Raw genomic sequence first — 14,466 nt, 5'->3', positions numbered from 1 at the left:
ATGAGTACGACACGCACGCGGGGCACGGTCCGAGGACTGCCGGAGTGGGACCGCTGCGCGGTCATGGGCGTCGTCAACGTGACGCCCGACTCCTTCTCCGACGGCGGCCGCTGGTTCGACACCACGGCCGCGGTCAAGCACGGTCTGCACCTGGTGGCCGAGGGCGCGGACCTGGTGGACGTGGGCGGTGAGTCGACCCGTCCCGGCGCCAGCCGGGTGGACGAGGCCGAGGAGCTGCGCCGGGTCGTGCCCGTAGTGCGGGGGCTGGCCTCCGAGGGCGTCACCGTATCCGTGGACACCATGCGCGCCCGCGTCGCCGAGCAGGCCGTCGCCGCCGGGGCCGCCCTGGTCAACGACGTCAGCGGCGGCCTCGCCGACCCGGACATGATCCCGGCCGTCGCCGCCGCCGGGGTCCCGTTCGTCGTGATGCACTGGCGCGGCTTCAGCGAGTCGATGAACAGCCGCGCGGTGTACGAGGACGTGGTCGCCGAGGTCCTCGACGAGCTGCGGCAGCGGATGGACGCGGTGGTCGCGGGCGGCGTCGACCCCGAGCGCATCGTGATCGACCCCGGCCTCGGCTTCGCGAAGGACGCCGCCCACGACCTGTCGCTCGTCGCGCACCTGGCCGGCCTGCACACGCTGGGCCGCCCGCTGCTGGTGGCCGCCTCCCGCAAACGTTTCCTCGGACACGTCCTGGCCGGGCCCGGCTCGGCCCCGCCGCCCGCCCGCGAACGCGACGCGGCGACCGCGGCCGTCTCCGCGCTGTCCGCGTCGGCCGGAGCCTGGGCGGTCCGCGTCCACGAGGTACGGGCCACCGCCGACGCCGTCCGCGTCGCCCGCGCGGTCGAGGGCGCCGCGTGAACGAGGAACACGCACGGGCCGCCGCCGACATCGCGGAGGTCGAGGCCGCCAACACCGCCTTCTACGAGGCGCTGGAACGCGGCGACTACGACGAGCTCTCCGGCCGGTGGCTGCCGGGCGAGGACCTCACCGTCTCCTGCATCCACCCCGGCTGGCCGGTGCTCACGGGCCGCGGCGACGTACTGCGCAGCTACGCCCTGATCATGGCGAACACCGAGTACATCCAGTTCTTCCTCACCGACGTCAACATCGCAATGACCGAGGACACCGCCCTGGTCACCTGCACCGAGAACATCCTCAGCGGCGGCCCCGCCGAGGAGGGCAACGCGCTGGGCCCGCTCGTGGGCCAGCTGGTCGTCGCCACGAACGTGTTCCGGCGCACCGCCGACGGCTGGAAACTCTGGTCCCACCACGGATCGCCCGTCCTGACCGAATCCGATGAGGACGACGACGAGGAAACACCCTCCTGAGTGGGTACGGGACCCGTAGGGGTTGGAACCGATGACCACCGGGTATGGGCGGCTACCAGCCCGGTGAGGCGCTGTCCACGGCCCCCACGGGCGAGCACTGTCGGTGCTCGCAGGTAGATTCGAACGAAGGCATCTCGCCGCCCGCACGCGGCCGGGTGCCTCTCGACCAACGACAGCAGGAGTGATTCGCGTGGATCGTGTCGCGCTGCGCGGCCTCAAGGCCCGTGGGCACCACGGTGTCTTCCCCCGGGAACGGGAAGAGGGCCAGACCTTCATCGTCGACCTGGTGCTCGGCCTCGACACCCGCCCCGCGGCAGCCACCGACGACCTGGCCCGCACCGTGCACTACGGCGTGGTGGCCGAGGAGGTCGTCGACGTGGTGACCGGCGAACCGGTCGATCTGATCGAGACGCTCGCCGAGCGCATCGCCCAGCAGTGCCTGAAGCACGAAGGCGTCCAGGAGGTCGAGGTCGTGGTGCACAAGCCGGACGCACCGATCACCGTCCCCTTCGACGACGTGACCATCACCATCATCCGGAGCCGAGCATGACTGCATTTTCCACCGAAGGGCAGAGCGACCCGACCGTACAGCCGGTTCCGACCGCCGTCGTCCGGCAGGTGGACGCCGCCGACGTCACGCTCTCCAACCCCAAGATGGCCGTGATCTCCCTCGGCTCCAACCTGGGCAACCGGCTGGAGACCCTCCAGGGGGCCGTCGACGCCCTGGAGGACACCCCGGGCCTCCGGGTCAAGGCCGTCTCCCCGGTGTACGAGACGGAGCCCTGGGGCGTCGAGGCGGACTCCCAGCCCTCGTACTTCAACGCGGTCATCCTCGTGAAGACGACGCTGCCCCCCGCCTCCCTGCTGGAGCGCGGCCACGCCGTCGAGGAGGCCTTCGACCGGGTCCGCGAGGAGCGCTGGGGTCCGCGCACCATCGACGTCGACATCGTGGCGTACGCGGACGTCCTCTCCGACGACCCGGTGCTCACGCTCCCCCACCCGCGCGCCCACGAGCGGGCCTTCGTCCTCGCCCCCTGGCACGACATCGACCCCGAGGCCCAGCTGCCCGGCGCCGGCCCGGTGGCCCAGCTCCTCGCCGAGGTCGGCCGCGACAGCGTCCTGCCCCGCGCCGACCTGGAACTGCGCCTGCCGGAGTAATCGTTAGGGTCTGTCGTATGGATCAGGCCGGATCAGGGAGCGGGGTCCGGTGCGTGCAGCTGCAAGGCGGAGGAGGGAGTCACTGCGGAGCATTGGCGACTGACGACAACACGGGAGGGGGTCCCTCCCTGCTCGAGCGAAGCCGAGAGCTTGGGGGAGCGCGTGCCGGGGCCCGCGAGCCCGGCATGATCCAAACGACAGACCCTAAGCTCGACGGACGGTGGTCCGGCGCACGGCCGGACCGGGCACAGGCGGCGCGAAAGGCGGCTCACTCGGTGAAGCAACTACGGCTCGGGGTACTGGCGGGCCTCTTCGCCGCCGCCGGTGTCCTCTCCTGGGGCGGAGCCCGTCTCTGGGACTCCCTCGGCACCCTGCCGAGCGTCCCGCTGGCCGCGTCGATCGTGCTCGCCGTGATCGCGGTGATCCTCCTCGCGACCGCCCTCTCCACCCGCACCCGCCTGCGCGCCCAGCGCGAACGCCGCCCCGGGGCCAAGGGCGTCGAGCCGCTGTTCGCGGCCCGCGCGGTCGTCTTCGGCCAGGCGAGCGCCCTGGTCACCGCCCTCGTCGCCGGAATGTACGGCGGCACCGGCGTCTTCCTCCTGGGCTACCTCGACATCCCGCCCCGCCGCGACCAGGCCATCTACGCGGGCGCGGCGGTGGTGGCCGGCATCGCGGTCATCGCGGCCGCGCTCTTCCTGGAACGCGTCTGCCGCCTCCCGGAGGACGGCAACGACCACGACGGCACGGGCGCGGCACCCGCGTAGGGCGGTCGCCACGCCCGTATCGCGTGTTCGAGAGGCGTCAGCGCGCCATGATGAGGCTCATCGCCTCGGCGCGGGTGGCGGGGTCCCGGAGCTGGCCGCGGACCGCGGAGGTGAGGGTCTTCGCCCCGGGCTTGCGGATACCGCGCATGGACATGCACATGTGCTCGCACTCGACGACGACGACGACTCCGCGGGGCTCCAGGATCGACATGAGGGACTCGGCGATCTGCGTCGTCAGCCGCTCCTGGACCTGCGGGCGACGGGCGTAGACGTCGACCAGCCGCGCCAGCTTCGACAGTCCGGTGATCTTGCCGGTGGAGGCGGGGATGTAGCCGACGTGCGCGACGCCCCTGAACGGCACCAGGTGATGCTCGCAGGTCGAGAACACCTCGATGTCCTTGACCAGCACCATCTCGTCGTGACCCAGGTCGAACGTGGTCGTCAGGACGTCCTCGGGCTCCTGGTACAGACCCGCGAATATCTCCTTGTACGCGCGCGCCACCCGCCCCGGCGTCTCCCGCAGGCCCTCGCGGTCCGGGTCCTCGCCGACGGCGATCAGCAGTTCGCGTACGGCCGCCTCGGCCCGCTTCTCGTCGAATTCGCCGATCGAACCCTGGCCGTCCAGCGTCACCGGGTCGGTCATCTGTGCCTCGTTCCTCTGTGCTGTCCCGTGCGCGGGTTCGCGCTCAGACCTCGCAGGCATACGGAAAAGCCGCGCCCCCACAGGCTAAAACCTGGGGGGCGCGGCATCCATTCCGGTACCGGGTCGAACCCCGTGACGGGGGTCTCACCGGAGTCGGTCTGTCACTGGCTCTCGGGACGCTCCTCGGGGACCGCCTCGGTGGACGGGGCGATGTCCTTCGTCAGGTCCGTCGGGGCGATCTCCGGCGGGGTGGCCGAACCGTTGGCGACCGATGCGCCGTTGGTGAGGGCCAGCTCCTTGGGAGAGAGCACCGGGGGCCGCGTCGACGGGGTGCGTCGGGCGGATCCGGTCCATGCCGGTCGGGCGGGGCGCCGGACGAGCGGGGCGAAGATCTCCGCGATCTGGTCCTTGCCCAGCGTCTCCTTCTCCAGCAGTTCGAGCACCAGGGCGTCGAGGATGTCGCGGTTCTCGACGAGGATCTCCCACGCGTCGTTGTGGGCGGTCTCGATGAGCTTCTTGACCTCCTCGTCGACCAGTGCCGCGACCTCTTCCGAGTAGTCGCGCTGGTGGCCCATCTCGCGGCCCAGGAAGGGCTCCGAGTTGTCGCCGCCGAACTTGATCGCGCCGAGGCGCTCCGTCATGCCGTACTGCGTGACCATCGCGCGGGCCGTCGCCGTGGCCTTCTCGATGTCGTTCGCGGCACCGGTGGTCGGGTCGTGGAAGACCAGCTCCTCGGCCGCACGTCCGCCCAGCATGTACGCCAGCTGGTCGAGCATCTCGTTGCGGGTCGTGGAGTACTTGTCCTCCTCCGGGAGCACCATCGTGTAACCGAGGGCGCGACCGCGGGAGAGGATCGTGATCTTGTGGACCGGGTCCGACTGGGGGGAGGCCGCCGCGACCAGGGCGTGTCCGCCCTCGTGGTACGCGGTGATCTTCTTTTCCTTCTCGGACATGATCCGGGTCCGCTTCTGCGGGCCCGCCACGACGCGGTCGATGGCCTCGTCGAGGCTCTCGTTGTCGATGAGCTTCTTGTTGCCGCGCGCCGTCAGGAGCGCGGCCTCATTGAGTACGTTCGCCAGGTCGGCGCCGGTGAAGCCGGGCGTGCGTCGGGCGACGGCGCCGAGGTCGACGCCCTCCGCCACGGGCTTGCCCTTCTGGTGCACCTTGAGGATCTCCAGGCGGCCCTGCATGTCCGGGCGGTCGACCGCGATCTGCCGGTCGAAGCGTCCGGGGCGCAGCAGCGCCGGGTCGAGGATGTCCGGGCGGTTCGTGGCGGCGATCAGGATGACGCCGCCCTTCACGTCGAACCCGTCCATCTCGACGAGCAGCTGGTTGAGCGTCTGCTCGCGCTCGTCGTGACCGCCGCCCATGCCGGCGCCGCGGTGGCGGCCGACGGCGTCGATCTCGTCGACGAAGACGATCGCCGGGGCGTTCGCCTTGGCCTGCTCGAAGAGGTCGCGCACCCGGGAGGCGCCGACACCGACGAACATCTCGACGAAGTCGGACCCGGAGATCGAGTAGAACGGCACGCCCGCTTCGCCGGCGACGGCGCGTGCGAGCAGCGTCTTGCCCGTACCGGGCGGCCCGTAGAGCAGGACGCCCTTGGGGATCTTGGCGCCGACGGCCTGGAACTTGGCCGGCTCCTGGAGGAACTCCTTGATCTCGTGGAGTTCCTCGACCGCCTCGTCGGATCCCGCCACATCGGAGAAGGTCGTCTTGGGGGTGTCCTTGGTGATCAGCTTGGCCTTGGACTTGCCGAACTGCATGACCTTGGATCCGCCGCCCTGCATCTGATTCATCAGAAACAGGAAGACGACCACGATGAGGACGAAGGGCAGCAGCGAGAGGAGAATCGAGACGAACGGGGACTGCTTCGACGGCGAGACGGTGTAACCCTTCTCGATGTCACCGTCCTCGAACTTCTGCTGCAGCGTGTCGGCGAGCTCGACGCCCTGGTTGCCGATGTAGCTCGCCTGGAACTTGCTGCCGGACTCGCCTTCGAGCTTCTGGCCCTTCTTCAGCTCGATCTTGAGGATTTGTTCGTCACCGGTGGTCAGCTTGGCCTGCTCCACCTGGTTCTTGCTGATCGCCTGGACCACCTTGCCGGTGTCCACCGTCTTGTGGCCGCCGGACGAGCCGACGACCTGCATCAACACGACCACGGCGAGGACGGCCAGCACGATCCACATGACGGGCCCACGGAAGTATCGCTTCACGTCCATCCATACGGAGCGAAGATGCCCCGTCCCTCCTGCCCGTAGGTAAATGCTGCTGTTTGAAAAGACTGTTCTTCGGACGGTACCCCAGCATCGTCACCCGCGACTGCCGGGTACGACGGAGAAACCTGCTTTCGCAGCTTCAACGGCCCGAGGGCGGCGAGGGTTCCCCAGCGGGTCGGCCGGGGTCAGCCGCCGTAGACGTGCGGGGCGAGCGTGCCGACGAAGGGCAGGTTGCGGTACTTCTCCGCGTAGTCCAGCCCGTAGCCGACGACGAACTCGTTGGGGATGTCGAAACCGATCCACTTCACATCGATCGCGACCTTTGCGGCATCCGGCTTGCGCAGCAGGGTGCAGACCTCCAGCGAGGCCGGTTCCCGGGAGCCCAGGTTGGACAGCAGCCAGGACAGCGTCAGACCGGAGTCGATGATGTCCTCGACGATCAGGACGTGCTTGCCCTTGATGTCGGTGTCGAGGTCCTTGAGGATCCGGACGACGCCGGAGGACTGGGTGCCGGCCCCGTACGAGGAGACGGCCATCCAGTCCATCGTGACGGGGGTGGACAGCGCACGCGCGAGGTCCGCCATGACCATCACCGCGCCCTTGAGGACGCCGACGATGAGCAGGTCCTTGCCCGCGTACTCCGCGTCGATCTCCGCGGCCAGCTCGACGAGCTTCGCGTCGATCTCTTCCTTGGTGAGGAGCACCGACTGAAGGTCGGTACCCATGTCCTTCTCGTTCACCCACGTCTCTTTCTCTGCCTGCCGGCCCGGGAAAGCGCCCCGGGCCGGGCCGGCTGTTCGCCTGCACTTCAGCCGCTTGCGCGTCAGCTCTGCCGAATGACCAGTCTGCCACCCTGCCGCATCGCCTCGACGCGGCCGGGCAGGTTGATGGCCCGCTGGCCGCGCCAGCCGGTGATCAGGCGGTCGACTTCTTCGAGGTGCCGGGCGAAGAGGGAGCCGGCGGGCGCCCCGGCCTCGATCAGTGCGCGGCGCAGCACCCGGCGGCGTACCGCGGGCGGCAGGACGTAGAGCTTGGCGCACTCCAGGCGGCCGGTCTCGTCGCGTACGGACAGCTCGGCCTCGGCGGCCCAGGTGTCCAGGGCGTCGGCGTCGTCGCGGGAGAGCTGGGCGGTGCGGGCGAGGGCTTCGACGACGCCTTTGCCGAGCGCCTTCTCCAGCGCGGGCAGGCCTTCGTGGCGGAGCCGGGAGCGGGTGTAGGCGGGGTCGATGTTGTGCGGGTCGTCCCAGACGGGCAGCGACTGGACCAGGCAGGCCTTGCGGACGGCCTGCCGGTCGAGCTGGAGGAAGGGGCGGCGGTAGCGGTCGGCCGGCCCGGAGGCGGCCGCCATGCCGGAGAGCGAGCGGATGCCGGAGCCGCGGGCGAGGCCCAGGAGGACCGTCTCGGCCTGGTCGTCGCGGGTGTGGCCGAGCAGGACGGCGGCGGCGCCGTGGCGTTCGGCGGCGGCGTCCAGCGCGGCGTAGCGGGCGTCGCGGGCGGCGGCCTCGGGGCCGCCCTCGCGTCCGACGTGCACGGCGACGGCCTCGACGGGGTCGAGGTCCATGGCGGTGAGCCGGGTGACGACCTCGGCGGCGCGGAGGCCGGACCCGGACTGGAGGTTGTGGTCGACGGTGATGCCGCCGGCCCGGACCGCGAGCTTGCGGGCCTCGAACGCGAGGGCGGAGGCGAGCGCCATGGAGTCGGCGCCGCCGGAGCAGGCGACGAGGACGAGCGGGGTGTCGGGCCGGTCGGGGAGCGCGGGCCGGCCGGGGAGAGCGGTCCTGCCCGCGGCGCCGGCTTCGGCGTAGCGGGAGCGGACGGCGTGCGCGGGGCGCCTCGTCGCGTCGGCGGGCCGGTCGTGGTCGGCGTGCCGGTGGAATTCGGTGAGTACGTCGTGGAGTACGCGGCGGACCGCCAGGCGTATCGCCGCGACCGCAGGATGGGGACCCATGTCCGGTGCCCTTCATGGAGTTCGGGAGGAGCGTCGAGCGCCGGAACGCGTGAGTCCCGTCACTCAGAGTGCGTCGATGGTGACAGAGGCAAGCTGTTCATCGAGCATTGCACGCCTTCCCATGCCCCTACGGTCCCTCGGATGGGTGATTGGCGGGCCAATATCGGTCCCCGGGCCGCCCGTGGGTCAGGATTCGGCCTTGCGGTGCACCCGCGCGACCCAGTCGGCGGGCTTGGCGATCTCGGCCTTGGTCGGGAGGGTGTTCGGTGAGGTCCAGACGCGGTTGAAGCCGTCCATGCCGACCTCTTCGACGACCGATCGTACGAACTTCTCGCCGTCCTTGTACTGCCGGAGTTTGGCGTCCAGGCCGAGGAGCTTGCGCAGGGCCTGGTCGAGGCGGCCGGCGCCCTGGGCGCGGCGCTGCTGGAACTTCTCGCGGATCTCGGCGACGGAGCCGACGACGTCGGGGCCCACGCCGTCCATCACGAAGTCCGCGTGTCCTTCGAGGAGGGACATGACGGCGGTGAGGCGGCCGAGCACTTCGCGCTGGGCGGGGGTCTGGACGATGTCGACGAGGCTCCGGCTGTCGCTCTCGCCCCGTTCGCCCTCGGGGCGTCCGGCGCCGGAGAGGGACTGGGCGGCCTCGCGGAGGCGTTCCAGGAAGGTCATCGGGTCGACGTCGGTCTCGTCGAGGAACGTCTGGATCTCGCCCCGGAGGTGGTCGCGGAGCCAGGGCACGCCGGTGAACTGGGTGCGGTGGGTCTCCTCGTGGAGGGCGACCCAGAGCCGGAAGTCGTGCGGGTCGACGTCCAGCTCGCGTTCGACGTGGACGATGTTGGGGGCGACGAGGAGCAGCCGGCCGCCGCCGTCGGCGGAGGCGGGCAGGTCCCTGGTGGCGGGGGCGAACGTCTCGTACTGGCCGAGGACCCGGGAGGCGAGGAACGAGAGCAGCATGCCCAGCTCGACGCCGGTGACCTTGCCGCCGACCATGCCGACGACGGCGCCGCCGGGTCCGCCGGACCGGCGGCTCTCCATCTTGGCGAGCAGGGGGCGCAGCAGTTCGCGGAAGCCGGCGACGTTGGCCTTGATCCAGCCGGCCCGGTCGACGACGAGGACGGGGGTGTCCTCGGGTTCGGTCCCCTCGGGGATCATCCGGGTGAAGAGCCGGACGTGTTCCTCCGAGGCCTTGGCATGCCGCCGCAGCTCCGCGACGACGGCGCGGGCCTCCTCGCGGCTGATGTCGGGGCCGGGCCGGACCAGTCGGGTCGCGGTCGCCACCGCGAGATTCCAGTCGACCATCTGGGCACCACCGATGCTCGTCATGCGTCAACCGTACGTGAGCCCGTCGCCCGGTGGTGGGGTCTTGGCGGCGTCCTGCCGGTCGGGCCTGGTCCGCGGGGCGTGGTGGCGGCGCTTCGCGGGGGCTACTCGGCCACCGGGCGGGCGAGGGCGGTGGCCAGGGCGTCGAGGGCTGGTTCGGCCTCGGTCGCGGAGCGGCTGCCGGAGGCGAGGAAGGCGAAGGCCAGCAGGCGGCCCCGGGGGTCGACCACGGTTCCGGCGAGGGAGTTGACGCGGCTGAGGGTGCCGGTCTTGGCGCGGATCAGGCCGGTGCCGTCGGAGCCGTCCCGGTAGCGGTCGTCGAGGGTGCCGCTGAATCCGGCGATCGGGAGGCCGGTGAGGACCGGGCGCAGTCCGGGGCGGTCGGGGTCGGCGGCGCGGGCGAGGAGGGCGGTGAGGAGGGCGGGGGTGACCCGGCCCGCGCGGTCGAGGCCGCTGCCGTCGGCGAGGTGGGCCCCGGTCACCGGGACTCCCAGCTTCTTCAGTTCGTTGGTGACGGCGCGGCGGGCTCCGGCGAAGTCGGCGCTCTCGCCCTTGGCGATGGCGGTCTGCCGGGCGAGGGCCTCGGCGATGTCGTTGTCGCTGTTGGTGAGGGTGCGCTCGACGAGGGCGGCGAGCGGGGCCGAGTGGTGGGTGGCGACGGTGCGGGCCCCGTCGGCCGGGCGGGCCTCGCGGGGTGTACCGGTGACCTTGACACCGGCCTTCTTCAGCTGTGCGGCGAAGGCGCGGGCGGCGTCGCCTGCGGGGTCGTCGGTGCGCTTGGCGGGGCCGCGGTCCGTGTCGTTCAGGCGGCCCTCGTTGACCATGAGGGCGGTGACGGGGGCGATGTTCTCGTTGGGGCTGATCGGGTGGAGCACGGGGCCGGTGTAGCGGGAGGTGTCGTACGTGAGGCGTACCGATCCTGCTGGGTCCTCGCCGTCCTCGCCGTCCTCGCCGTCCTCGCCGTCCTCGCGGAGGGCCTTCGCGGCGTCGGCGGCCATCGAGCGCAGGGCCGCCTTGCTCAGCGTGGGGTCGCCGCCTCCGACGAGGGTGAGGGTGCGGGCGTCGGGGGAGAGCGCGGCGGTGGTGGCGATGCGGTGGTCGGGGCCCAGGACGGAGAGCGCGGCGGCGGTGGTGGCGATCTTGATGGTGGAGGCCGGGGTCATCGGGGCGGTGGCGCCGGTTCCGTACAGCTGCTTGCCGGTGGCGGTGTCGATGACGGACGCGGCGACCTTGTCGCCGAGTTCGGGCGCGCCGATGAGCGGGGCGAGGGTGTCGCGGAGCGCGGCGGCGTCCCTCGGGGCGTCGTGGGTGGTGGTCCCGAGGGCCGGGAGGACGGCCGGGGCGCTGGGGGCTGGGCGGGGGCCGTCGGGTGTCGGGCGGCCGTGATGTGCGCCACCTGTTCGGTCCGCGGTGACTGCCAGTGCCCGCTCGGCCTTACGCTGACCGTTGTCCCAGGGGCCGGCGGCGAGGACGGCGCCGGCGGCGACGACCAGGCCGAGCGTTGCGGAGCCTGCGATGACCTGCCAGGTGTACGACCCGTTGTGTCTGTTCTTCAGGACCTTCAGCCTGCCCCACGGGTCCGACGGGCGCATCGACGGTCTTTCCACCGGCTCGGCCACCGTTGACCAGCCCCTTTCGCGAGCACTCTTCTGCGTGGGGGACACTTAATCACCAGTCGTATGTGTTGATCATGGAGGAGCCACCCGTGGAGTTCGACGTCACCATCGAGATCCCGAAGGGTTCGCGGAACAAGTACGAGGTGGACCACGAGACCGGTCGGATCCGCCTGGACCGTCGACTCTTCACCTCGACCAGCTACCCGGCCGACTACGGCTTCGTCGAGAACACCCTCGGCGAGGACGGCGACCCGCTGGACGCGCTGGTCATTCTGGACGAGCCGACCTTCCCCGGTTGCCTCATCAAGTGCCGCGCCATCGGCATGTTCCGCATGACCGACGAGGCGGGCGGCGACGACAAGCTGCTCTGCGTCCCGGCGTCCGACCCGCGGGTGGAGCACCTGCGCGACATCCACCACGTGTCGGAGTTCGACCGCCTGGAGATCCAGCACTTCTTCGAGGTCTACAAGGACCTGGAGCCGGGCAAGTCCGTCGAGGGCGCCGACTGGGTCGGCCGTACCGAGGCGGAGGCCGAGATCGAGGCCTCGTACAAGCGTCTTGAGGCGCAGGGCGGCGCGCACTGACGTCCCTCTTCCGGTTCCGTTTGTGAGCCGGACGGCCGTCTCGGAACGGGCGGTGCACCTTCACGGGTGTGCCGCCCGTTTCGCTGTCCGCACTTCCGCGCGTGCGGGGCCCATGCCCGTGGCCATACTGGGCAGACGTGCGACGGGACAGACGCCCAGGTGGTGCGGTCGAGGAGGAACGAGGTCGAGTGGTGGCGGAATCGGGCGGTCCTGAGGACCAGAAGCCCCAGTCCGACGAGGCGCGGAGCGCTTTCGCCCCGCCCGCGGGGACGAGTCATCCGGCGTCGCCGCCCGAGGAGGACCATCCGACGTCGGAGTTCGCGCTGCCGACCGGTGTGCACCAGGACCAGGGCGGGCCGGCCGCGTCGGGCGGCGGCTCCGGGGGCGGTACGCACCCCGACGCGCAGAGTTCCGCTTTCACTCCGCCGAGCACGTACAAGGCCCAGCAGTCGCCGCCCGCGTTCACCCCGGCGCAGGGCATTCCGATGGTCAGGCTGACCAAGGAGGCACCCTGGCAGGACCGGATGCGCACGATGCTGCGGATGCCGGTGACCGAGCGTCCGGCCGCGGAGTCCATCCAGCGCACGGACGACGACACGGGCCCCGCGGTGCCGCGCGTGCTCGACCTGACGCTGCGTATCGGGGAGCTGCTGCTGGCGGGCGGCGAGGGCGCCGAGGACGTCGAGGCGGCGATGTTCGCGGTGACCCGGTCCTACGGTCTCGACCGCAGCGAGCCGACGGTCACGTTCACGCTGCTGTCCATCTCGCACCAGCCGTCGCTGGTCGACGACCCGGTGACGGCGAGCCGTACCGTACGCCGCCGGGGCACCGACTACACCCGTCTGGCGGCCGTGTTCCGGCTGGTCGACGACATCACCAGCACGGACACCGAGATCTCGCTCGAGGAGGCCTACCGGCGGCTCGCGGAGATCCGCCGTAACCGACACCCGTATCCGGGCTGGGTGCTGACGGCGGCCGCCGGGCTGCTGGCCGGTTCGGCCTCCGTGCTGGTCGGCGGTGGATTCCTGGTGTTCGTCGTGGCGGCGGCGGGCGCGATGCTCGGCGACCGTCTCGCGTGGCTGTGCGCCGGGCGCGGGCTGCCGGAGTTCTACCAGTTCACGGTGGCCGCGATGCCGCCCGCCGCGATGGGGGTGGCGCTGACGCTGACCCATTCGACGGACATCCGGCCGTCGGCGGTGATCACCGGTGGGCTGTTCGCGCTGCTGCCGGGGCGGGCGCTGGTGGCGGGGGTGCAGGACGGGCTGACCGGCTACTACATCACCGCATCGGCCCGGCTGCTGGAGGTCATGTACTTCTTCATCGGGATCGTCGCGGGCGTGCTGATCATTCTGTACCTGGGGGTGCAGCTGGGGGCCGAGCTCAATCCCGAGGCCGAGTTCATCCCCAACGACCGTCCGGCGCTGCAGATCCTGGTGTCGATGACGCTGAGCCTGGCCTTCGCGGTGCTGCTCCAGCAGGAGCGGTCGACCGTGCTGGCGGTCACCCTGAACGGGGGTGTGGCCTGGATCGTCTTCGGGGCGATGGCCCGGACCGGAGGCATCTCGCCGGTCGCCGCGACGGCGGTGGCCGCCGGTCTGGTGGGGCTGTTCGGCCAGTTGTTCTCGCGCTACCGGTTCACTTCCTCGCTGCCGTACATCACCGCGGCGATCGGGCCGCTGCTGCCCGGTTCGGCGACGTACTTCGGTCTGCTGGGCGTGGCGCAGAACGAGGTGAACCGGGGTCTGACCTCGCTGTCGACGGCGGTCGCGACGGCGCTGGCCATCGCGATCGGGGTGAACCTCGGGAGTGAGATCTCGCGGCTGTTCATGGGGGTGCCGGGCGCGGTCGGCGGGGCGAGCCGCAGGGCGGCGAAGCGGACCAGGGGGTTCTGAGCGCGCGGACGCGCCCGGCCCGTGCGGACCCGCGAGCGGCCGCGCTACCCGTACCTCATGCCTCGTAGCCGTGCCTGGTAGCCGTGCCTCGTACCCGCGCTCGGGGCCCGTGCCCCGTACGACGAAGGCGCCCCTCCCCCGACCTGCGGGGAGGGGCGCCTTCGGTGCGTGCGTACGCGGCGCGGGGTCAGCGCTTGGCGTGCCGGCCGCGCTGGCCGGTGGAGGGGCCGTTGCCGCCCGCCGGGGGGCGGCCGGAACCGCCGCCCTCCAGCGCCTCGGCCGCGGCGGCCTTCCTGCCCTGGCTGCGGGCCCGCAGCACCTCGACCACGATCGGCACCACGGAGACGAGCACGATCAGGATGAGGATCATCTCGATGTGCTGGTGCACGAAGTCGATCTTGCCTAGCTGTGCGCCCAGCACGGTGACGCCGACGCCCCAGAGGATCGCGCCGACGATGTTGTACGTGATGAAGGAGCGGTAGTTCATCCGGCTGACGCCCGCGATGATCGGCGTGAACGTGCGCACGATGGGCACGAAACGCGCCAGGACCAGGGACTTCGGGCCGTGCTTCTCGAAGAACTCGTGGGCCTTCTCCACGTTCTCCTGCTTGAAGAGGCGGGAGTCGGGGCGCTTGAAGAGGGCGGGGCCGACCTTGCGGCCGAAGAGATAGCCCACCTGGTCGCCGACGATCGCGGCGACGGCGACCAGCGTGCAGACCAGCCAGAGCGGGTACTTCAACTGCCCCGTGGTGACCAGCAGCCCCGTGGTGAACAGCAGCGAGTCGCCGGGCAGGAAGAACCCGATCAGGAGGCCGGACTCGGCGAAGACGATGAGGAGCAGGCCGGGCAGCCCGAACGTGTTGAGCAGATAGTCCGGGTCCAGCCAGCTCGGTCCGAGCGCAAGCGTATTCAAGGGTCCGGGCTCCAGGATGGTGTGCGATGGCGGCTCTGTGGCTGCCCCAAGCTATCAACGCCCCGCCGGTGCCCGTGG

Annotated in this window: 14 protein-coding genes; 7 read left to right on the top strand and 7 right to left on the bottom strand. The window is 71.1% G+C overall.

Features of this window, described 5'->3' with window-relative positions; translation table 11 throughout:
* The 5 genes from folP (at position 1) to N7925_RS20085 (ending at position 3,253) form a co-directional block, all read left to right on the top strand.
* A complete protein-coding gene (gene folP, locus N7925_RS20105; RefSeq protein ID WP_443032214.1) occupies positions 1–861 on the top strand; it encodes a dihydropteroate synthase in 861 nt (286 codons plus the stop codon).
* On the top strand, positions 858–1,331 hold the full coding sequence (locus N7925_RS20100; RefSeq protein WP_265600914.1) for a nuclear transport factor 2 family protein: 474 nt from the start codon (positions 858–860) through the stop codon (positions 1,329–1,331). The genes folP and N7925_RS20100 overlap by 4 nt, the downstream gene beginning before the upstream one ends.
* Before the next feature lie 190 nt (positions 1,332–1,521).
* A complete protein-coding gene (folB, locus tag N7925_RS20095; RefSeq protein WP_018959729.1) occupies positions 1,522–1,881 on the top strand; it encodes a dihydroneopterin aldolase in 360 nt (119 codons plus the stop codon).
* The gene (folK, locus tag N7925_RS20090; RefSeq protein ID WP_265600913.1) at positions 1,878–2,489 is read left to right on the top strand and encodes a 2-amino-4-hydroxy-6-hydroxymethyldihydropteridine diphosphokinase; all 612 of its coding nucleotides are present in this window, start codon (positions 1,878–1,880) and stop codon (positions 2,487–2,489) included. Before folB ends, folK begins: the two co-directional genes overlap by 4 nt.
* A gap of 275 nt (positions 2,490–2,764) precedes the next feature.
* Positions 2,765–3,253: a DUF3180 domain-containing protein gene (locus N7925_RS20085; protein WP_274344682.1), complete on the top strand. Its 489-nt coding sequence runs from the start codon at positions 2,765–2,767 to the stop codon at positions 3,251–3,253.
* 37 nt (positions 3,254–3,290) lie between these two features.
* On the opposite strand, the gene folE is transcribed toward N7925_RS20085, so the two are convergent.
* From folE to dacB, 6 genes are all read right to left on the bottom strand, one after another.
* Positions 3,291–3,896: a GTP cyclohydrolase I FolE gene (folE, locus tag N7925_RS20080; RefSeq protein WP_265600911.1), complete on the bottom strand. Its 606-nt coding sequence runs from the start codon at positions 3,894–3,896 to the stop codon at positions 3,291–3,293.
* Between the two features lie 161 nt (positions 3,897–4,057).
* Positions 4,058–6,118 (bottom strand): ATP-dependent zinc metalloprotease FtsH, encoded by a 2,061-nt coding sequence (ftsH, locus tag N7925_RS20075; protein WP_274344681.1) that lies wholly within the window; start codon positions 6,116–6,118, stop codon positions 4,058–4,060.
* A gap of 182 nt (positions 6,119–6,300) precedes the next feature.
* Positions 6,301–6,840 (bottom strand): hypoxanthine phosphoribosyltransferase, encoded by a 540-nt coding sequence (gene hpt / locus N7925_RS20070; protein WP_032752963.1) that lies wholly within the window; start codon positions 6,838–6,840, stop codon positions 6,301–6,303.
* A gap of 98 nt (positions 6,841–6,938) precedes the next feature.
* Complete coding sequence (tilS, locus tag N7925_RS20065) at positions 6,939–8,063, bottom strand: tRNA lysidine(34) synthetase TilS (RefSeq protein WP_274344680.1); 1,125 nt, start codon at positions 8,061–8,063, stop codon at positions 6,939–6,941.
* A 186-nt stretch (positions 8,064–8,249) separates the two neighbouring features.
* Positions 8,250–9,386 carry a zinc-dependent metalloprotease gene (locus tag N7925_RS20060; protein WP_274344679.1) on the bottom strand — a complete coding sequence of 379 codons (1,137 nt, stop codon included), beginning with the start codon at positions 9,384–9,386 and terminating at the stop codon, positions 8,250–8,252.
* Between the two features lie 101 nt (positions 9,387–9,487).
* Entirely contained in the window at positions 9,488–10,975 is a 1,488-nt protein-coding gene (dacB, locus tag N7925_RS20055) for a D-alanyl-D-alanine carboxypeptidase/D-alanyl-D-alanine endopeptidase (RefSeq protein ID WP_274344678.1), read from the bottom strand.
* Between the two features lie 113 nt (positions 10,976–11,088).
* On the opposite strand from dacB, the gene N7925_RS20050 reads away from it, so the two are divergent.
* Entirely contained in the window at positions 11,089–11,583 is a 495-nt protein-coding gene (locus N7925_RS20050) for an inorganic diphosphatase (protein ID WP_018959738.1), read from the top strand.
* Positions 11,584–11,771: 188 nt separating this feature from the next.
* Positions 11,772–13,475, top strand: coding sequence for a threonine/serine ThrE exporter family protein (locus N7925_RS20045; protein WP_265600906.1), 1,704 nt, complete (start codon positions 11,772–11,774; stop codon positions 13,473–13,475).
* 187 nt (positions 13,476–13,662) lie between these two features.
* Here N7925_RS20045 and N7925_RS20040 read toward each other — a convergent pair whose 3' ends face one another.
* A complete protein-coding gene (locus N7925_RS20040; protein ID WP_265600905.1) occupies positions 13,663–14,388 on the bottom strand; it encodes a DedA family protein in 726 nt (241 codons plus the stop codon).
* Between the last annotated feature and the right edge of the window lie 78 nt (positions 14,389–14,466).

It is taken from the genome of Streptomyces sp. CA-278952, assembly GCF_028747205.1.
In the GTDB taxonomy this organism is placed as follows: Bacteria; Actinomycetota; Actinomycetes; order Streptomycetales; family Streptomycetaceae; genus Streptomyces.
Note: the sequence above shows the minus strand (reverse complement) of the source record. Positions and strands in the feature narration are given on the sequence as shown.